The organism is Psychromonas sp. KJ10-5 (assembly GCF_055808325.1).
Genome location: NZ_CM147864.1, coordinates 3,803,551 through 3,824,417, shown reverse-complemented (window position 1 = coordinate 3,824,417; position 20,867 = coordinate 3,803,551). Strand labels below are relative to the sequence as shown.

22 protein-coding genes are annotated in these 20,867 nt (G+C 38.2%); 9 read left to right on the top strand and 13 right to left on the bottom strand.

Features of this window, described 5'->3' with window-relative positions:
* Positions 1–63: 63 nt before the first annotated feature.
* From murA to AC0L3W_RS16815, 7 genes are read right to left on the bottom strand one after another with little or no spacing between them, the layout of a single operon-like run.
* Positions 64–1,323, bottom strand: a complete 1,260-nt coding sequence (murA, locus tag AC0L3W_RS16845) for a UDP-N-acetylglucosamine 1-carboxyvinyltransferase (RefSeq protein WP_409440004.1) — start codon at positions 1,321–1,323, stop codon at positions 64–66.
* A 19-nt stretch (positions 1,324–1,342) separates the two neighbouring features.
* Entirely contained in the window at positions 1,343–1,591 is a 249-nt protein-coding gene (locus AC0L3W_RS16840) for a BolA family protein (RefSeq protein ID WP_290039038.1), read from the bottom strand.
* Between the two features lie 9 nt (positions 1,592–1,600).
* Positions 1,601–1,852, bottom strand: a complete 252-nt coding sequence (locus AC0L3W_RS16835; RefSeq protein ID WP_290039037.1) for an STAS domain-containing protein — start codon at positions 1,850–1,852, stop codon at positions 1,601–1,603.
* Complete coding sequence (locus AC0L3W_RS16830; RefSeq protein WP_409440005.1) at positions 1,849–2,475, bottom strand: MlaC/ttg2D family ABC transporter substrate-binding protein; 627 nt, start codon at positions 2,473–2,475, stop codon at positions 1,849–1,851. The genes AC0L3W_RS16835 and AC0L3W_RS16830 overlap by 4 nt, the downstream gene beginning before the upstream one ends.
* A gap of 1 nt (position 2,476) precedes the next feature.
* Positions 2,477–2,947, bottom strand: coding sequence for an outer membrane lipid asymmetry maintenance protein MlaD (mlaD, locus tag AC0L3W_RS16825; RefSeq protein WP_290039035.1), 471 nt, complete (start codon positions 2,945–2,947; stop codon positions 2,477–2,479).
* 1 nt (position 2,948) lies between these two features.
* A complete protein-coding gene (mlaE, locus tag AC0L3W_RS16820; protein ID WP_290039034.1) occupies positions 2,949–3,725 on the bottom strand; it encodes a lipid asymmetry maintenance ABC transporter permease subunit MlaE in 777 nt (258 codons plus the stop codon).
* Positions 3,725–4,531 (bottom strand): ATP-binding cassette domain-containing protein, encoded by an 807-nt coding sequence (locus AC0L3W_RS16815; RefSeq protein WP_409440006.1) that lies wholly within the window; start codon positions 4,529–4,531, stop codon positions 3,725–3,727. Before AC0L3W_RS16815 ends, mlaE begins: the two co-directional genes overlap by 1 nt.
* 370 nt (positions 4,532–4,901) lie before the next feature.
* Between AC0L3W_RS16815 and kdsC the strand changes: the two genes are divergently transcribed.
* The 9 genes from kdsC to mgtE all read left to right on the top strand — a co-directional run bounded on the left by kdsC (position 4,902) and on the right by mgtE (position 11,803).
* The gene (gene kdsC, locus AC0L3W_RS16810; RefSeq protein WP_290039032.1) at positions 4,902–5,450 is read left to right on the top strand and encodes a 3-deoxy-manno-octulosonate-8-phosphatase KdsC; all 549 of its coding nucleotides are present in this window, start codon (positions 4,902–4,904) and stop codon (positions 5,448–5,450) included.
* Positions 5,451–6,014: an LPS export ABC transporter periplasmic protein LptC gene (lptC, locus tag AC0L3W_RS16805; RefSeq protein ID WP_290039031.1), complete on the top strand. Its 564-nt coding sequence runs from the start codon at positions 5,451–5,453 to the stop codon at positions 6,012–6,014.
* Complete coding sequence (gene lptA, locus AC0L3W_RS16800; protein ID WP_290039030.1) at positions 6,001–6,540, top strand: lipopolysaccharide transport periplasmic protein LptA; 540 nt, start codon at positions 6,001–6,003, stop codon at positions 6,538–6,540. Before lptC ends, lptA begins: the two co-directional genes overlap by 14 nt.
* Before the next feature lie 2 nt (positions 6,541–6,542).
* On the top strand, positions 6,543–7,268 hold the full coding sequence (gene lptB, locus AC0L3W_RS16795) for an LPS export ABC transporter ATP-binding protein (protein WP_409440007.1): 726 nt from the start codon (positions 6,543–6,545) through the stop codon (positions 7,266–7,268).
* Positions 7,269–7,301: 33 nt separating this feature from the next.
* Positions 7,302–8,747 (top strand): RNA polymerase factor sigma-54, encoded by a 1,446-nt coding sequence (locus AC0L3W_RS16790; protein WP_290039029.1) that lies wholly within the window; start codon positions 7,302–7,304, stop codon positions 8,745–8,747.
* Between the two features lie 95 nt (positions 8,748–8,842).
* Positions 8,843–9,286 carry a PTS sugar transporter subunit IIA gene (locus AC0L3W_RS16785; protein WP_290039028.1) on the top strand — a complete coding sequence of 148 codons (444 nt, stop codon included), beginning with the start codon at positions 8,843–8,845 and terminating at the stop codon, positions 9,284–9,286.
* 16 nt (positions 9,287–9,302) lie between these two features.
* Entirely contained in the window at positions 9,303–10,145 is an 843-nt protein-coding gene (rapZ, locus tag AC0L3W_RS16780; RefSeq protein WP_409440008.1) for an RNase adapter RapZ, read from the top strand.
* Positions 10,146–10,151: 6 nt separating this feature from the next.
* Positions 10,152–10,427, top strand: a complete 276-nt coding sequence (locus tag AC0L3W_RS16775) for an HPr family phosphocarrier protein (RefSeq protein WP_290039026.1) — start codon at positions 10,152–10,154, stop codon at positions 10,425–10,427.
* A 14-nt stretch (positions 10,428–10,441) separates the two neighbouring features.
* Entirely contained in the window at positions 10,442–11,803 is a 1,362-nt protein-coding gene (mgtE, locus tag AC0L3W_RS16770) for a magnesium transporter (RefSeq protein ID WP_409440009.1), read from the top strand.
* Positions 11,804–11,887: 84 nt separating this feature from the next.
* Here mgtE and AC0L3W_RS16765 read toward each other — a convergent pair whose 3' ends face one another.
* From AC0L3W_RS16765 to pdhR, 6 genes are all read right to left on the bottom strand, one after another.
* On the bottom strand, positions 11,888–12,250 hold the full coding sequence (locus AC0L3W_RS16765) for a YacL family protein (RefSeq protein WP_409440010.1): 363 nt from the start codon (positions 12,248–12,250) through the stop codon (positions 11,888–11,890).
* Between the two features lie 154 nt (positions 12,251–12,404).
* Positions 12,405–13,235 (bottom strand): winged helix-turn-helix domain-containing protein, encoded by an 831-nt coding sequence (locus AC0L3W_RS16760; RefSeq protein ID WP_290039023.1) that lies wholly within the window; start codon positions 13,233–13,235, stop codon positions 12,405–12,407.
* 587 nt (positions 13,236–13,822) lie between these two features.
* A complete protein-coding gene (lpdA, locus tag AC0L3W_RS16755) occupies positions 13,823–15,253 on the bottom strand; it encodes a dihydrolipoyl dehydrogenase (RefSeq protein ID WP_113818857.1) in 1,431 nt (476 codons plus the stop codon).
* A 106-nt stretch (positions 15,254–15,359) separates the two neighbouring features.
* Complete coding sequence (gene aceF, locus AC0L3W_RS16750; protein WP_409440011.1) at positions 15,360–16,940, bottom strand: dihydrolipoyllysine-residue acetyltransferase; 1,581 nt, start codon at positions 16,938–16,940, stop codon at positions 15,360–15,362.
* 57 nt (positions 16,941–16,997) lie between these two features.
* Positions 16,998–19,658 (bottom strand): pyruvate dehydrogenase (acetyl-transferring), homodimeric type, encoded by a 2,661-nt coding sequence (gene aceE, locus AC0L3W_RS16745; protein ID WP_290039021.1) that lies wholly within the window; start codon positions 19,656–19,658, stop codon positions 16,998–17,000.
* A 193-nt stretch (positions 19,659–19,851) separates the two neighbouring features.
* Complete coding sequence (pdhR, locus tag AC0L3W_RS16740) at positions 19,852–20,601, bottom strand: pyruvate dehydrogenase complex transcriptional repressor PdhR (RefSeq protein WP_113818860.1); 750 nt, start codon at positions 20,599–20,601, stop codon at positions 19,852–19,854.
* Positions 20,602–20,867: the final 266 nt, after the last annotated feature.

Below are 20,867 nucleotides of genomic sequence, written 5' to 3'. Positions count from 1 at the left end.
AATCTATTTCAAAACAAAAAAGAAAGCCGAAGCTTTCTTTTTAGATAATAAGGCTATTTAGTATTAGCTTTCTACACGACGCATTTTTGCACCCAGTGGAATTAACTTATCTTCAATCGCTTCATAACCACGGTCAATGTGATAAATCTCATCAACTGTCGTTTCGCCCTGAGCAATCAAACCAGCAATAACCAGGCTTGCAGAAGCTCGTAAATCTGTCGCCATCACAGTTGCGCCACTTAATTTGTCATTATCCCCACAAATCGCTAAGTTGCCGTCTAACTCAATGTTAGCGCCCATACGAATCAATTCAGGGACATGCATAAAGCGGTTTTCAAAGATATTCTCTTTAATACGACCAGTACCTGGCGCCACTGTATTCAATAAGGTAAATTGAGCTTGCATATCAGTTGGGAAAGCTGGGTGTGGTGCTGTTGTTATGTTTACTGATTTTAAAGTACGACCAGTCATATCAACTTCAATCCAATCTTCACCGGTAGTCACTAATGCGCCAGCTTCTTCTAATTTAGATAATACTGCAGTTAATAATAATGGGTCTGTTTTCACACAACGTACTTTACCGCCACTCACAACACCAGCCACTAAGAAAGTACCTGTTTCGATACGGTCAGGTTGTACTTGATAAGCACAATCTCCCAACTTTTCAACGCCTTCAATAATAATAGTATCAGTGCCAGCACCAGTGATTTTACCACCCATACCGTTAATAAAATTCGCAAGATCCACTATTTCAGGCTCTTTTGCAGCATTCTCAATGGTAGTAACGCCTTCTGCTAATGATGCTGCCATCATTAAGTTACCTGTACCAGTTACACTCACTAGGTCCATATATAAATGGCAACCTTTTAGGCGACCATCTACACGTGCTTTGATAAAACCATCTTCAACTTTGATCGTCGCGCCCATTTGCTCTAAACCATGAATATGTAAATTCACTGGACGAGCACCAATAGCACAACCACCAGGCAATGATATATCAGCTTCTCCAAAACGAGCAACTAGCGGGCCTAGCGCTAAAATAGAAGCACGCATACTTCTTACTAACTCGTAAGAAGCAGTATAATTTTTAACATCTTTTGCGTTAATGTGTACTAGGTGCTTATCTTGACTTGCTGTCGCGCCCAGCTCTTGTAATAACTCAAGCGTGGTCGAAATATCTTTTAATAGTGGAACATTGCTTAAATTAATGTCCCCTTCAGATAATAAAGTAGCAAATAAGATTGGTAGTGCGGCATTTTTTGCCCCAGAAATAGTAACCTCGCCATTCAGTTGGCAGCCACCTTGAATAATAAATTGACCCATGAAAATCCCTATTAACGAACTAAATAAAATGTTTTTGTTTTTGCCACTCATCTGGCGTTAACGCTTTAATCGTTAACGCGTGGATTGCATTACTCGCAATCTCTTCAGATAAATGAGCATAAATTGTTTGTTGCTTTTTAACGCGACTCATATCGATAAACATCTCGCTTACAGCAATCACTTGAAAAGTGCCACTTTCACCTTTAACAATACAAACATCTAATGTAAGGGCTTTTTCTAATTTTTCTTTAATTATTTCTGTATTCATATACAACCACTATTTTTCAAAAAGGTTTTCAACACCGTAAAGCTCAGCTAACACAAATAATTTAGCTGATGCATTAATCATTAAAATTGCTGGGTATTGGGTTTTAATTTGCACTAAATAAGCAACACCTGCCGAGTCAATATTATCTAACTGTGATAAATCAAGATGCGTTACGCTCTGGTACGTATTTATCTCGGGATAAACTTGCTTGCTTAAACCAGCAAGTAATAATTCTCGGTCAAATAAAAAGTGACTACTCATGATTCAAACTCATCATTTTTTTCTAGAAGTAATTTAATCACTTCATCGATACCTTGTTTCTGAATTAAAGAACCAAATTCTGTTCTTTTGGTATCTAACATACTGATACCTTCAGCAATCACATCAAACACTTTCCACTCGCCCGTTTTTTTGTTTTTACGCAACTTGAAGCTTAATTGTGTTACTTGTCCATTGTTGTCGCGCATTCTAACAGGAATACTGACTATTTTCTTACCCTTAAAGTTATTATTATCGAGTATTGTTAAGGTCTGTTGATCATATTTAATTAATATATGGCCGTAGGCATTAATTAAGTAAGTACGGAACGCATTAACAAAGTTTTCACGTTGCTCTGCTGTTGTATTTTTTAAATTTGCACCAACGACACTATAAGCTGCATATTTGTAATCAAAATAAGGCAATAACTCTTCATTAATGATCACCTTAATGTATTCAGGCTGCTCAGCTAATTTACTTCTCTCACTCTCTAAGCGTGCAAAGGTTTGCTTAGATAATGTTTTTAATGTTTGGTTTGGATCAGTTAACCCGGCATCAGTGTCTGCAGCAAATGCAGAAAACGAAAGTGTATATAACAGGGCAATAATAGAAATAAATAAACGCATGTTAGTCGTCCTTATTAATAGAGTAGATAAACTGACCAATCAGGTCTTCTAATACTAATGCTGATTTTGTATCTTCAATCGCATCACCATCGCCTAGCATCTCAATGCCATCGTCCACAAACCCAGGTTTAATACCAATATATTGTTCACCCAGTAGACCCGAAGTAAGGATTGCGAGTGATGATGTTTCAGGGAAGTAACCTTGATTTTCATACATGGATAACTTAACTAAAGGCGTATAAGTATCTTTATCCAAAGAGATAGATTCGACTCGCCCTACGACTACACCACCTAATTTAACTGGCGCACGTGGTTTTAACCCCCCCACATTACTAAAGTTAGCTTCAAGCGTATAACTATTGCCTTCCCCTTTGAAAGACAACCCAGCAACACTGAAAGACAAAATAGCAAATGCGGCAATAGCAGCAACAACAAATAAACCAACCCAAATTTCTAATTTTTTCTGTGACATTCTAGCCCCCAAACATAATAACAGTCAGTAAAAAGTCCATTCCTAAAACAAGTAACGAAGCTAGTACTACAGTTTTTGTTGTTGCTCTACTAATTCCCTGTGCATTTGGCACAGTGTGGAAACCATTATATAAAGCAACCCAAGTAACAATTAACGCAAAGATAAGACTTTTGATCATACCATTGCCAACATCAGGAATGAAATTAACACTACCTTCCATCACAGACCAAAAGGCGCCGCCATCTATGCCCATCCAACTTACGCCTATTAAATAGCCACCCCATATTGCTACGACATTAAATAGCAGTGTTAATAAAGGTAAGGCAATGATGCCAGCAATCAGGCGTGGTGCAATAACACGTTTCAATGGCGAAACCGCCATCATTTCCATGCTCGCTATTTGCTCTGTACTTTGCATTAGGCCAATTTCAGCAGTCAAAGCAGATCCTGCTCTTCCGGCAAACAATAAGGCAGCAACTACCGGCCCAAGTTCACGTAAAAGTGATAAAGCGACCATACTGCCTAAACTTTCTTCAGCCGCATAATCAACTAATACATAATAGCCTTGTAAACTCAGCACCATACCAATAAACAGACCCGCGGTAACAATGATCGGTAAAGATAGAATGCCTAGATGAAATATCTGAGCAACAGTAAGTTGAAATAATTTAGGGTGAGGCTTGGTAAATAAAGTACGGTAAAACATTAATGCAGACTTACCTGCACGTTGAATTAACTGTAATGTGTAAGCCCCAATCGCTTGTAAAAATGAACTCATTATCGATTGGCCTCTTGTAAATCTACTAAGTAATCACTTGCAGGCAGATGAAAAGGCACAGGACCTTGAACAGCCCCCTCGAGAAATTGTTGCAACAATGCATTGTCCTTTTGTGCTAACACCTCTTCTACAGAGCCTTGCGCAATGATTTGTTGATCCGCAAAAACATAAACATTATCCGCGATTGACAAGACCTCGTTTACATCATGAGAAACAATAATAGAGGTTAAGCCTAACGTGTCATTGAGTTGCTTTACTAACTTTAATAATACATTCATTGATATAGGATCTTGGCCCGTAAAAGGCTCATCATACATTACCACTTCGGGATCAAGTGCAATAGCGCGAGCCAATGCAACTCGTCTTGCCATACCACCAGATAATTGTGATGGATAAAGATCCTTTGCACCGCGCAGACCTACCGCATGAAGTTTCATTAATACTAAAGTAGTTAACAACTTTTCATCTAATTGAGTATGTTCCCTCAGAGGAAAAGCAACATTTTCGAAGACAGTTAAGTCATTAAACAATGCGCCACTTTGAAATAGCATGCCCATTTTTTTACGAGCTTGATATAACGCTTTTTCAGAACAGTCATGAATTGATATGCCATTGAACAGTACTTCTCCGCTGTTAGCAGGAATTTGACCACCAATCAATTTTAACAGCGTCGTTTTACCAATACCACTTGGCCCTAATACGGCTGTGATTTTGCCTTGTTCAAACTGCATATCTATATTATCAAATATGATTTTTTGTTGTCGCTTAAAACTAAGTTGATTAATTACAATATGTTGTGTTGACATAAATACCTTTTCTCTAAGAAAAAGAAAGTTTAGTCTGATTAATAAATCACTTAAAGGACTTAATCAGTCAGAATCGAGATAAGTAACGGTTTGAGTTGGATTTTACCTATAAATTCAGAAATAAGCGAAACTTAGGAGGTCCAATCACCTTATTTCATTATTACAGACAAAGTATATCGCTGTAAGTTTCTAGAGGATGACATTAATAGTAACATTAATACGGTTTAATCTATGTAATATGAAACAGTCTTGTTATGATTGGCACATATTTTGATTTCATAAATTGATAACAATAAACAATGCTCGCGATCCTTTGCGGACTTTGATATTTTGATAATAGATTTGCTGTATTTAAAAAAAGAGTCGATACATGATAGATACCCCCTATGGAAAAATCAGCCAAGATAATTTTCAACGCGCACAAAAAATAAAACTTTTTGTATGCGATGTTGATGGTGTTTTTTCTGATGGCCGCATTTACCTGGGAAATGACGGCGAAGAGCTAAAAGCATTTCATACAAAAGATGGCTTTGGGCTTAAAGCGATTATGCAACAAGGTATTGAAGTCGCTATTATTACAGGTCGCCAATCTAACATTGTTAGCACCAGAATGAATGCCTTAGGCGTTAAGCATATTTATCAAGGTAAAGATGACAAGTTAAGCGTTTATAAAGACTTGTTGACTCAATTGAATTTAACAGCTGAGCAAACAGCTTATATCGGTGACGATGTGGTAGATCTTCCTGTCATACAACTGGCAGGGTTAGGTATTGCAGTAAATGACGCACACCCACTGGTATTACAAAAAGCAGATTTAATCACTACTATAAAAGGTGGGTTTGGGGCTGTTCGCGAAATTTGTGATCTATTTTTACAATGTCATGGACAACTTTCTATGACACAAGGTAAAAGCGAATAAATGAACAAACGTCAAAGCATCCCTTTTATTGTCCTGTTTATCGCTTGTGCGGTATGGGTCTATTTCTCAACGGATACAGAGTATCCTGCATTACCAGATCATCACCCAAGCTATATTGCCGATAACTTGCAAAGTAATCATTACGACCAAACTGGTTTTAATGATTATCGTGTATTTGCTGATAAAGCAACTAACTATCCAGAGGATGATACGACCTTATTTGAACATCCTAAAGTTGTTATCTACCATAAAGATCAAGAAACCAGTGTGGTCAGTATCTGGCAACTAACCAGTATAAAGGGCACGTTGAAAGAGAAGAATAACCTATTGTTATCTGGCAATGTATTTATTAAAAATATAACAGAAGATCAAATGGTGCAGACTATGTCTACTGCACAAGCAACGATAATGCTGGATACTAAAGTGATCACCAGTGATTTAAAAGTAACTTGGACAGGGCCACAACTTAAACATGAAGGTGTAGGAATGTGGACGTCTATAGAAGCTGAAGAGATGAAACTTAATTCGAATATAAAAGCGGTGTACTTTAATGAACCTAAATAAATTAGCATGCTTACTGAGCATTTCATTGTTTAATGCCAATGTGATTGCATTAGAGTCTGATTATAACCAACCTATCCATGTTTCTTCAGTTAAGCAACATGCGAGTTTGAAAACCAATACTATTATTTTTACTGATGAAGTATTACTAACTCAAGGTTCGATTAAAATCACAGCAGATAAATTAACCGTGATCCGAGGTGAAAAACCTAATCATGAATTAATGATTGCTGAAGGTAATACCTCTGTTTTCCATCAAATTCAAGATGATGGAAAACCATTGGATGCTGAAGCTAAAAAAATTACCTATGATGTGGCTAAAGGTAAAATAACCTTAACTAAAAATGCACAAGTGAAGCAATTGGATAGCCAAGTTAATGGTGCTGAGATTGAGTATTTCTTAGCAACACAAGAGCTTAATGTTAGTACAGACCAAAATAAAAAAGAGCGTGTAAAAACCATCTTTTTACCTGCTCAATTTGAAAAATCTAAAGACACTAACTCAACTTCAAACACAGGCAACAAATAACTATGGCAGAGTTACGCGCAACGGGGTTAGTTAAAAGTTATAAAGGCCGAACTGTAGTAAATGGTGTTGGTTTAACAGTAAAAACCGGTGAAATAGTAGGTTTACTAGGCCCTAATGGTGCAGGTAAAACCACCTCTTTTTATATGGTCGTTGGTTTAGTGAAACAAGACCAAGGTAGCATCGTCATTGATGACGAAGATATTTCTAGTAACCCAATGCATATTCGTGCACAAAAAGGCATTGGCTACCTGCCACAAGAAGCATCTATTTTTCGACGTTTAACCGTGACAGAAAACATTATGGGTATTCTACAAACCCGTAAAGAATTAACGCAAAAGCAACGCGATGAGAAGCTCAATACACTATTGGAAGAGTTTCATATTACTCATATTCGTGATAACAAAGGAATGAGTTTATCGGGTGGAGAGCGACGCCGTGTAGAAATAGCACGCGCACTAGCAACCGAGCCCAAATTTATTCTACTGGATGAACCTTTTGCAGGGGTTGACCCGATTTCAGTAATTGATATAAAAAATATTATTCAGCAATTACGAGATCGTGGTTTAGGTGTATTAATCACTGACCATAATGTAAGAGAAACGTTAGATGTTTGTGAGCATTCCTATATAGTAAGCCATGGGGAAATTATTGCTGTAGGTACACAAGATGAAATTCTTGCAAACGATCATGTAAAACGCGTTTATCTAGGTGAAGAGTTTAAACTTTAAGTTATTGCCACACGTTCAGGAAGATATGTTTTGATGAAACAGGGTTTACAATTGAAAATGGGTCAGCAATTAGCGATGACCCCTCAATTACAACAAGCAATAAAACTATTGCAGCTTTCAACATTAGATCTACAACAAGAGATTCAGAATGCTTTGGACTCTAACCCTCTTCTCGAACAAGATGATCAAACTGGGTCAGAAGATACGGTTAAAGAAGCCGATAGCAGCGTATTAGATACAACTGAAGCGATTACTCAACAAGAGTTCTCTGATGATCTCCCTGCAGAAAAAGAGTGGGAGGAATCTTATAACTCCACCCCAATCACAGGAACGACTTCTAATGCCGTTGCCTATGAGGGAGAAAATACACTTTATCAAGGCGAGTCATCAACCTCTCTACAAGACCATCTGTTGTGGCAAATGCAATTAACACCTTTTACAGATACCGACCAAATAATCGCGATGGCGATTATTGACTCTATCGATGAATCAGGCTACTTGACCACCGACTGTGAGAGTATCTTAGAGAGTTTACAAACAGATTTAGAAGAATTAGAACTAGATGAAGTAGAGGTGGTACTTAAACGCATTCAACACTTTGATCCACTAGGGGTTGCGGCACGTACCACCCAAGAATGTTTACAAATACAATTACGCCAACTACCAGAAACGACTCCTTGGCGTAATGAAGCAATTCAAATCCTTGAGCAATACATGGATCTATTAGGTAATAGAGATTACCGAACTTTAGCCAGAAAAAGTAAGCTAAAAGAAGCTCAACTTGCTGAAATAATGCGTTTAATTCAAAGCTTAGAGCCTCGCCCTGGTAACCGAGTAGAAACCAGCGAAACGCAGTATATTGTTCCCGATGTGTACGTTAAAAAGATCAATGGGCAATGGCGTGTATCCCTAAATCAAGATTGTGATCCTAATTTATCAATTAACCAGCAATACGCGAGTATGTGCTCAGGTAACATTAGTAAAACTGACTCTCAGTTTATCAAAGGCCACTTACAAGAAGCTAAGTGGTTTATTAAAAGCTTAGAAAATCGTAACGATACCTTATTAAAAGTGGCTAATTGTATTGTACAACAGCAACAAGCCTTTTTTGAATATGGCGATGAGTCCATGAAGCCAATGGTATTAAACGATGTCGCATTTGAAGTAGAAATGCATGAATCCACTATTTCACGTGTTACAACACAAAAGTTTATGCATACTCCACGTGGTATATATGAACTGAAATTTTTCTTTTCTAGCCATGTTGCTACTAATGGAGGCGGTGAATGTTCATCAACCGCTATTCGCGCTTTAATTAAAAAGTTGGTTTCAGCTGAAACCACAACTAAACCATTAAGCGACAATAAAATCACCCAGTTGTTGGAAGAAAAAGGTATTAAGGTAGCAAGACGTACTATTGCTAAATACCGTGAATCCTTAGGAATTCCGCCTTCTAATCAACGTAAACAATTACTTTGAACTAAGAAGTAATGCAAATAAATAAGGATTAACTATAGTCATTTAATGCTAACCTGATAAACTCGCGCGTCCATTAAATACAGTTAACTATTATTATGAAAATATCTACTCTATTAAATCAACAATCGGTATTCTGTAACACTACTTGCACAAGCAAAAAAGGCGCTCTAGAAAAAATCAGCCTTATCGCAGCAAAGGAGCTCGATTTAGATGCCCAAGAATTGTTTGAAAGCTTAATTGCACGAGAAAAAATTGGGTCAACAGGTGTTGGGTCTGGGATTGCTATTCCACATGTCAAAATTTCTAGTGAGCTACCTGCTACGGCTGTTTTTTTGCAATGTGAAACAGGTATCGATTACGATTCATATGACGGTAATAAAGTGGATATATTATTCGCTATCTTTGTACCTGAAGACCTTTGTAAAGAATACCTTTCGGCGCTATCAGAAATTAGCCAAAAGTTATTAGACAAACAATTCTTACGTCAGTTACGCAGTGCGGGAAATTCCCAAGAATTATTTGAATTACTAACACTATAGAAAGACAGGAGAAAGTATGAAGTTAATTGTTATTAGTGGTCGCTCAGGCTCAGGAAAAACAATTGCACTTCATGTTCTCGAAGACTTAGGTTATAACTGCATTGACGGTGTACCTTATCAACTACTCGAGCAACTTATTGATACTTTAGACCCTAAAGACAATAAAGTTGCTGTGAGCTTAGATGTCCGTAACATGCCAACCAAAGTTGAGCAAATACAACAACTGATCGCCTCTCTTCAAAAGAAAGTGGAATTGGAAATCATCTATATTGATGCATTAACCAGTGAATTAATTAGGCGTTATAGCGAAACTCGACGCTTGCACCCTCTTTCAAAAAAGAAATTCTCTTTATCCCAAGCATTAGAACTAGAAAATGAGATGTTACTGCCATTAAAATCGATGGCTGCTTTTTCTATTGATACCACTTCATTATCAGTGCATAACTTAAATGAACACCTCAAAATCTATTTACAGGGCTCAACAAAAAGTAACTTGCTTATTATTTTCCAATCTTTTGGCTTTAAATATGCTCACCCAGAAGACGCTGACTACATGTTTGACGTGCGCTTTTTACCTAATCCATATTGGGAAAAAGAGTTAAAAGCTTTTTCAGGTAAAGATAAGATCATTCAAGATTATTTAAGCACCTTTCCGATTGTCAAAGAGACGATTACCAATATAGAAAACCTGTTTTTAAATTGGTTGCCACACTTAGAGCAGAACAACCGTAATTATGTCACAGTCGCAATTGGCTGTACTGGCGGAAAACACCGTTCAGTATACGTCACTGAACAAATAGCGGCGCGTTTCAAGCATAAATATCAGGTACAGATAGAACACAAATGTTTAAAGGAGTAGTTCCGATTGGATATCATTAAGCAAACAATTACAATAAAAAACAAATTAGGGTTACATACACGCGCAACCATCAAATTAGTTGAACTTGTCAATGCATTTGACGCTCAAATCACCATTACACACAATGGCAAAAAAGCCGATGCCGGTAGTGTGTTAGGATTACTTGTACTAGAGACCTGCTTTGGACAAGAGATTGAAATCGAAGCAAGTGGCACGCAAGCTCAAGAAGCAATGCAAGCGGTAACCGAATTAATCGAAAATAAATTTTTAGAAGAAGAATAATTATAGGAGTTGGTATGCTGGAAAACACTAAAGTCGATAATACCCAGCTACGACTTCAAGAAGTAAAAAAAGCCCTTGAAAGTGGTATGTTTGTTTTAGCACGCAGTATTTTAGATAAAATGCCAGCCTGCGATGTTGCCTTTCTTTTAGAATCATCTCCGCCTGGTTACCGTAAAGTACTATGGAATCTAACCGACCATGACCAACACGGTGAAATCCTAGAAGAACTAAATGAAGATGCTAAAGATGGTATTATCAACCTCATGGGCACAGACAACCTCGTAGCAGCAACAGAGGGGATGGAAACTGATGGCCTGGCCTATGTATTGCGTGGTATACCAGATAGCGTTTACCGCGCTGTTTTGGAGCAAATGGACACACAAGATAGACAACGTGTTGAATTAGCATTAGCCTATCCAGAAGATACTGCCGGCTCAATCATGAATACCGACACCACCACAGTGCGCCCAGATGTGACCATTGAGGTAGTGCTTCGTTATTTACGTCTAAAAGGCTCACTGCCTGATACAACCGATGCGCTATATGTTGTAGACACCGATAATAAGTTACTGGGTGATGTTTCACTATCAACACTACTTACCGAAGAGCCGAACTCACTAATTGCTGATGTCATGAATCATGATACTGAGCCACTTCAGGCATTAATGGAAGAAAATGAAATAGCTAAGCTGTTTGAACGACATGATTGGATTTCAGCTCCAGTAATTGATAGCGACAGGCAACTGCTCGGTCGTATCACCATTGATGATATTGTTGATATTATTCGTGAAAATGCTGAGCATTCGATGATGGGTATGGCAGGTATGGATGACGATGAAGATACCTTTGCCCCTATTTTACCCAGTGCAAAACGTCGAACTGTCTGGTTATCCGTTAACTTAATGGCCGCATTTATTGCTGCCTCTGTTTCTAATATGTTTGAAGCGACATTAGAACAAGTTGCTACCTTAGCCGTATTAATGACCATAGTACCGAGCATGGGTGGTATCGCAGGTAACCAAACTTTAGCGCTGGTTATACGAGGTATTGCTGTTGGCCATATTAGTAGTAGTAATACACGTTGGTTAATCGGCAAAGAAGCCGCGATTGGGCTATTAAATGGCATGATCTGGGCTATTTTAGTGGCGACTGCCGTGGTGCTTTGGAAAGGCGATATGCAAGTAGGCTATATTATTGCCGGGGCAATGTTTATTAATTTGTCCATTGCAGGTATTGCAGGGGTTTGTATTCCATTGTTAATGCACAAATATAAAATTGACCCCGCCTTGGCTGGCGGTATGGCACTAACAACCGTGACCGATGTGATTGGCTTGTTTTCATTCCTAGGTATGGCGACCTTAGTATTACGCCACTAGTTCAAGTCCTCTTATTTAAATCTAAAACCTATAACGACTTATACAAATTGTCGTTATAGGATTAACAACAAGGTTATTTACCAATTAAATAAATTCCAACCAAGATTCCAATAAATTTAAAAAGTCTTCCAATCCACACTCAGCTTCAATCTCTTGATCATAAAAGTTTAAATCATTCGCTTCATCTAAATCAGATCCATGCATATGTAAACTATGATTACTAATACTTGCCTCTTCTGTCGTTAGGTAAAGAGCGAACTCATCACCAGTCAGCTTATATTCAGCGATTTTTTGTTGTTGTAAATCAGAGATGACGACTAATAATGCTTCCACCCACTGCTTTTCCTGGCCCTCCTGCTCTAGCCAAGTACCGAAGGCTTCATGTCCCATTGACAATTTAACGGTTGCTTTACCGCTAAAATAGTCTTTTTTAAAATCAAATTCCATACTGTCACTCTCTGCACTCAATTAATGACTGAAGTATAATACTAACCAAAATAACTGAGAGAACTATTTTACTGATTATCAGCAAAAAAAGGCATAAAAAAACCCTTACTAGTTAGTAAGGGTCAGTGTCGTTGCGTTAAGGTTAAGCGTTAGATTAACTATTAACAGCTACTTTAAATTCAGCAGATACAACATTAGTTGGTACTAGTTCATAAGCTGCTTGTGGTTTTAATACCACGTTTGACTTGCTAGCGACCATTAACATCTGTTTCAAACGGTTTGACTCAAAAGGTTTTAACAATAAACCTTGAACATCTAATAAGCTGTTTAGACCTAATAGCTCACGTTGAACGTCATGATGAGAGTTTAAGATACTGATATCGGCAGAAGCTGAAGTTTGACCTGTACGAATTGATTTAATTAACTCTAGACCTGAGTATTCAGGTAGTAATGCATCAACGATAATAAGATCAAAGTCTTGTAGTGCAATAGAACGCTCTGCTTCTAATGTAGTAGCAACGCCTTCAACATAAGAAACATTTAATGCTTCTAATTGTTCGATTAATTGAATACGACCTTCAGCAGCCCCTTCAACAATCAGTACTTTCATACTTGTTATTGCATTTGCAGTAGTTTCACCTTGCGTCATTGGTGACACAGTATTATCAGAAACTGTTAAACCTTCCATACGTGCAATGTAGCCACGTTTTGGAATAGTAGAAATATTAAGACCGTGTAGACTTAATGTACCTACACTTTTACGTAATTGAGAAATATGTTGGTTAATTGTGTGGTCAGTTACTAAACGACCCCACACATGTTGCGCTAAGTCTTCACGTGTAACAACTGAGTTAACATTTTTGCATAAGAAATGTAAAAGAGATGTACGTAAAGGACCTAAGTAAACTTTACGATTGCCATGAATCAAACTATTTTGACTCGTATCAATGTGGAATTCACCCACAACTAAGCTTTTTTCTAACATAATAATAGTACCCATTTTAAATTTATAATATATGTGCCAGTTCCAATGGACAGGCGATTTTTGTTTTATTTGCGGACTACTTGGGTAGTCTCTTATATATAATCCCAATCATATTATCAAATTAAGGTAAAAACACAAATGCATTCATCTCATGTCATTATTTGATAAAAATATCATCAGTAAAATTAACTATAGGATAGTTTTAGAAACCTGCAAACAAAATATCTTGTATTTTTACTAAATTGATTTCTTGTTAAGAGAAAGGGTTAAGTAGGAATAAATTTCATCGCTCAACGTTATTTAATTAATTAATACTTGATGAACTACTTTTGAACTCAGCAAATATTGAATACTAACAAATAAAGCTTAATAAAAACCCAATAAATAATGTTAATAGCTATAACAATATACCAGCAATCACTACAATTTCTTTATACAGCAATTATTTGTCATTACACTATAGAGGTAAGCACTAAAAACAATAGAGATGACATTATTGAATGTCATTTTTTAAAGAGAGGTATTTGAGCAGAAACAAAAAAGGCAACGCTTAACGTTGCCTTTTGAATAACAAATTAAGTATCTAATTACTTACGTTTTACCGCTTTTGCATTTGGTAAATCAGTAATTGAACCTTCATAGATCTCAGCCGCTAGACCAACAGATTCATGTAGCGTTGGGTGAGCATGAATAGTTAATGCGATATCTTCTGCATCACAACCCATTTCAATTGCTAAGCCAATTTCACCTAGTAATTCACCTGCATTAGTACCTACTACAGAACCACCGATGATGCGGTGTGTATCTTTATCAAAAATCAGTTTAGTCATACCATCTGAACAATCTGATGCAATTGCACGACCTGACGCAGCCCATGGGAATACTGATTTTTCGAAGTTAAGGCCTTGCTCTTTCGCTTCTTTCTCAGTTACACCAACCCAAGCCATCTCTGGCTCTGTGTAAGCAATTGAAGGAATTGTTTTAGGGTCAAAGTAATGCTTCTTCCCTGCAATAACTTCAGCTGCAACATGCGCTTCATGCACACCTTTATGCGCTAACATAGGTTGACCAACAATATCACCGATAGCGTGGATATGTGGTACGTTAGTATGCATTTGCTTATCAACTTCAATGAAACCACGTTCAGTAACTGTGATACCAGCTTTTTCAGCATCCAGTGATAGACCATTTGGTACACGACCAACAGCAACTAACACTGCATCGTAAGCTTTTGCTTCAGCTGGTGCATTTTTACCTTCAAAAGAAACGTATAACGCGTCTTCTTTAGCATCAACAGCTGTTACTTTAGTTTCTAGCATGATGTTAAATTTGTTTTTCACTTTCTTAGTGTAAACTTGCACGATATCTTTATCAGCTGCAGGCACTAATTGATCAGCGAACTCTACAACATCAACATCTGAACCTAATGATTTGTATACTGTACCCATTTCTAGACCGATGATACCACCGCCTAAAATAAGTAAACGTTTAGGCACTGATTTAAGCTCTAGTGCATCTGTTGAATCCCAAACACGAGGGTCATCATGTGGAATGAATGGTAATTTAACAGGACGAGAACCCGCAGCGATAATTGCGTTATCAAAAGTAACTGTTGTTACTTCACCTTCGCTACTAGTTGCTTCAATGGTGTTAGCACCAGTAAAACGGCCAAAGCCATTTACTGTTGTTACTTTACGCATTTTAGCCATGCCTTTCAGGCCACCAGTTAGTTGTGATACTACTTTTTCTTTCCAGATACGGATTTTATCGATATCTGTAGATGGTTCACCAAATAATACACCGTGCTCAGATAATGCTTTTGCTTCTTCAATTACTTTAGAAACATGTAAAAGAGCTTTAGAAGGGATACAACCAACATTTAAACAAACACCACCAAGTGTGTCATACTTTTCGATTAATACAGTTTCTAGACCTAAATCTGCTGCACGGAATGCTGCAGAATATCCAGCTGGGCCTGAACCTAATACAACAACCTGCGCTTTAATTTCTTTACTCATGACGACCTCTATAAAAAAGAACACTCGAATTAGAATTCTAGTCTATTCAAATGTTAATAGAATGTAAATGAATGGTCGGCATAACTGCCGACCTAGTTAACAAAGTTTATAAAATTAATGTACGTAAATCAGATAAGTGCTTGTTAACAGCAGTAATAAAGCGTGCACCATCCGCACCATCGATTACACGGTGGTCGTAAGAAAGAGCAAGAGGAACCATCATACGAGGTTCAAATTCTTTACCATTCCATTGTGGTTTAATCGCTGATTTAGAGACACCTAAGATTGCAACTTCAGGTGCATTAACGATTGGTGTAAATTGCGTACCACCGATACCACCAAGGCTAGAGATAGTCATGCTACCACCTTGCATATCTTTAGCAGTTAATTTACCAGCACGGGCTTTCTTAGAGATCTCTGCGATATCACGACAGATTTCAAAAATACCTTTGTTTAATACATCTTTAACCACTGGTACAACTAAACCATTTGGTGTATCAACTGCGATACCGATGTTGAAGTATTTCTTCAGGATCAGGCTTTGACCATCTTCAGATAATGAAGAATTGAAGTTAGGGTATTGTTGTAATGCTTTTGCTACCGCTTTCATCATGAATACTAACGGGCTAATTTTAACACCTAGATCTTGTTTAAGTGCGATTGCATTTTGCTCTTTACGGAACTCTTCTAGCTCTGTGATATCAGCTTCATCGAACTGTGTAACGTGTGGGATAGTTACCCAGTTACGGTGTAAAGCAGGACCAGATATTTTTTGGATGCGAGAAAGTTCTTTCACTTCCACTTCACCAAATTTTGCAAAATCAACTTTAGGTGCAGCTGCTACAGCTAAGCCGCCAGCGCCACCAGATTTAGCCGCTTGTAATTGGCCTTTAACGTATTTTTGCACGTCTTCTTTAGTTGTACGTCCTTTAGGACCAGAAGCAGCAATTACGTTTAGGTCTAAATCAAATTCACGTGCGATACGACGAACTGATGGAGACGCTTTAATTTCTTTGTTTACAGCAACTTCAGCTTTTGCTGGTGCAGCTTTAGGCGCCGCAGCAGGAGCTGGTGCAGCCGCTTTAGGAGCTTCAGCAGGCGCTGATGGTGCAGCAGCTGGTGCTTCGCCTTCAGCTTCAACTAATAAGATTAAAGAACCTTCAGATACTTTATCGCCAGTTGCGATTTTAATCTCTTTAACAACACCACCGAATGGTGCAGGAACGTCCATTGATGCTTTATCACCTTCAACAGTGATCACATCTTGGTCTTCAGTAATCGTATCACCAACAGCAACTAAGATATCAGTTACTTCAACTTCATCACCACCAATATCTGGCACACAAAGTTCTTTTACAGCAGTTGCCGCTGCAGCTGCTGGAGCCGCCGCTTCTGCTGGTGCTGCTGCCGGAGCTTCTTCAGCCGCAGGTGCTTCAGCAGCGGCAGAACCAGCTACTTCAACGATTAATACTAGGTTACCTTCAGAAACGCTGTCACCAACGTTTACTTTGATCTCTTTAACCACACCAGCAACTGATGAAGGTACGTCCATTGACGCTTTATCACCTTCAATCGTTAATACATCTTGGTCTTCAGCAATAGTATCGCCAACTGCAACTAAGATATCGGTAATATCAGCCGCATCAGCACCAATATCAGGTAGTAAAAATTCTTTTAATTCAGACATAATAATTTTCCTAATCAATAAAAGTCGGTGTTAACTTGTGTTAACACCGAGACTGATTTATGCAAATAATGGGTTGATTTTGTTTACATCAATATCAAATTTAGCAATCGCTTCTGTTACAACTTTACGTTCAACATCGCCACGTTTAGCTAGTTCAGTTAGTGCAGCAACAACAACGTAACCAGCATTAACTTCGAAGTGACGACGTAAGTTTTCACGGCTATCACTTCGACCGTAACCATCAGTACCAAGTACTTTGTATGACTCAGCAGGTACAAATGCACGTACTTGCTCAGCATAGTTTTTCATGTAATCCGTTGCAGCAATTGTTGGCTCAGTACCTAGAACATCAGTAATGTAAGCTGTTTTTTGCTCTGCTTCAGGGTTTAACATGTTGTAACGTTCAACGTCTTGACCATCACGTGTTAACTCATTGAATGAAGTCACAGAGAAGATATCAGAAGCAACGTCGTACTCTTCGCTTAGGATAGCTGCAGCAGCACGTACTTCGTTCATGATAGTACCTGAACTTAGTAGTTGTACTTTGCTCTTACCTGGTAATGAATCAAACTTGTAGATACCTTTACGGATACCTTCTTCAGCGCCTTCTGGCATAGCCGGCATTGCGTAGTTTTCGTTCATTACTGTTAGGTAATAGAATACGTTTTCTTGTTTCTCACCGTACATACGCTCAATACCGTCTTGAACGATAACCGCTAGCTCGTAAGCAAACGTTGGGTCGTATGAAACACAGTTAGGGATAGTGTTAGCTTGAATATGGCTGTGACCATCTTCGTGCTGTAGACCTTCACCATTTAGCGTAGTACGACCAGCAGTAGCACCTAATAGAAAACCACGTGCTTGTTGGTCACCTGCCATCCAAGCCATATCACCAATACGTTGGAAACCAAACATAGAGTAGTAGATGTAGAATGGAATCATTGGTAAGTCATTAGTGCTGTATGACGTTGCAGCAGCAACCCAAGAAGACATAGAACCAAGTTCGTTGATACCTTCTTGTAATACCTGACCAGAAGTCGCTTCTTTGTAGTAAGACACTACACCACGGTCTTCAGGCGTGTACTCTTGGCCATGTGGGTTGTAGATACCCACTTGACGGAATAGACCTTCCATACCAAATGTACGTGCTTCATCGGCGATGATTGGTACGATATTTTTACCAATACCTTTATCTTTCAACAAGACGTTTAGGATACGTACGTAAGCCATAGTCGTTGAGATTTCACGTTTCTGTTCGCCTAAAAGCGCAGAGAATTTATCTAACTCTGGTACCGCTAGTTTTTCAGTAAACTTAGGCAGACGCTTAGGCGTGTAACCCATCAATGCTTCACGCTTACCGTGTAGGTATTTGTACTCTTCAGAACCTTCTTCAAGCGTTAGGTAAGGAAGTGTCGCCGCTTTTTCATCAGAGATTAAATCTTGTAGACCTAAACGATCACGTAAGCTTTGAATATGATCTTCATTCATTTTCTTAACGCCGTGGGCAATGTTTTTACCCTCAGCTGCAGCACCCATGCCGTAACCTTTAACAGTTTTAGCTAGAATTACTGTTGGTTTACCCGCTGTATCTTCCGCATTTTTAAATGCAGCGTACAGTTTAGATGAATCATGACCACCACGTTTAAGCGCAAAGATCTCTTCATCAGTCATATCAGCGACTAATGCAGCTGTTTCTGGGTATTTACCAAAGAAATGTTCACGAACATAAGCACCGTCTTTAGATTTGAATGTTTGGTAATCACCATCAACGGTCTCTTCCATTAATTGTAATAATTTACCAGACGTATCTTTTGCAATTAATGCATCCCAGTTACTGCCCCAGATTACTTTAACAACATTCCAACCAGCACCTGTAAATAGGCCTTCTAGTTCTTGAATGATGCTACCGTTACCCATTACTGGGCCATCTAGACGCTGTAAGTTACAGTTAATTAAGAAACATAGGTTATCTAGTTTTTCACGTGAAGCGAATGATAATGAACCACGAGATTCAGGCTCATCCATCTCACCATCACCTAGGAAAGCATAAACACGTTGTGCAGAAGTTGGTTTTAAACCACGACCATCAAGGTATTTAAGGAAACGTGCTTGGTAGATAGCAGCAATTGGACCTAGACCCATAGATACCGTAGGGAACTGCCAGAATTCTGGTAGTAATTTAGGGTGAGGGTAAGAAGGTAGACCTTTACCATCAACTTCTTGACGGAAGTTATCTAGTTGCTCTTCTGTTAAACGGCCTTCAAGGAAAGCACGTGCGTAGATACCAGGAGAGATATGACCTTGGTAATAAACTAAATCACCGCCATCAGTTTCGTTTGGTGCACGGAAGAAATGGTTGAAACATACTTCATAAAACGCAGCCGCAGACTGGTAAGAAGCCATGTGGCCACCAAGGTCTAAGTCTTTTTTAGAAGCACGCATAACAATCATAATCGCATTCCAACGAATGATTGAACGAATACGTTGTTCTACTTTAAGGTCACCAGGGTAAGCTGGCTGATCAGATGCCGCAATGGTATTTACGTAATTAGTGTTGATGCCTGTTGGCAAATTAACACCTTCAACGCGTGCTTTTTCCATCACTTGCTCAAGGATAAATTGAGCACGTTCTGAGCCCTCATCTTCAAGAATGGTTGTTAATGCTTCAAGCCATTCAGAAGTTTCTTGTGCATCAATATCTTTTAAGATGTCAGTCATGACACTTTCCTTCTATATCACTAGATAATCTCAGCTCGAAAGCCAAGCGTTTTTGTATAATTATTTACATTAAACACTACCTGCTTCACAGCACGCTGCATGCCATTTCGGCAATAAGTAATCTAAATAATTATCAGTATAAGTATGAATAACAGCCGCAGCTGACCCGCCATACTATAAAGCGGAGGTCGTTTTAAAAAGCACCTAACTCACGTTTAAATGCACTTTCTTCACGCAACATAACCAAGCGTGTTTCTTCAATATAATGTAGATGCTGATCCGATGCTTCTTTTGCTTTCATCGGCTGCTTAGACAAAATAGCTTCCATTAACTGGAAGCGATGTTGATGAATTTTTTTTGCAACTTCTGGATATAAGTAAAGCTGTTTCACGTTATCTGAAATGTTTTTTTGCAACAGTGGCTTGATGCCACGCGCAAGATGTAAAAACACTACATTATGTGATGCTTCGATAACTGCCTGGTAAAATTCAGCAACCGATTCTATTTCTAGTTCGATGTTACCAGCTGAATTTGCCATATCAATAGCATTGAAAGTTGTTTTTATTTTATGCAAATCGTCAGAAGTACCTCTTAACGCGGCATAATAAGCAGAAAACCCTTCAATGGCATGACGAAATTCCAGCAAATCATATTGAGATTCCGGATGCGAATTGAGTAACTCGAATAGCGGATCTGTTAATTGGTTGCGTAATTCTTCTTTTACGTAAGTACCACCGCCTTGACGACGTGTTAATAGACCTTTTGATTCTAAGCGTTGAATTGCTTCACGTAATGATGGTCTTGAAACATCGAACTGTTTTGCTAATTCACGCTCAGGTAATAACTTCTCACCCAATTCTAAACGCCCTTCCAAAATCATGCTTTCTAACTGTGATTCAATCACGTCAGCAAGTTTAGGTTGTTTAATTTTTGCGTAGGTCATAACAGCCTTAAATGATATAAACGTAACAAGCTAATGTTACGAGCAAATAACAGTTGAATGTAAAATGGTATTACCAATTTAATAGTTAACTATAGAAATTAACAAAATTAACAATTTATGTCTAGATTTTTATCTTTTTTAATGTCCCTTCAATTAAGGCGGTTATTGAATTAAAGCCTTCAGCTATGCGTTTAATAGAGAACAATTAAAAAGGAGAGAAATCAACTCTAAAAACATTTTATATATGTATGATTTAATGACCATTT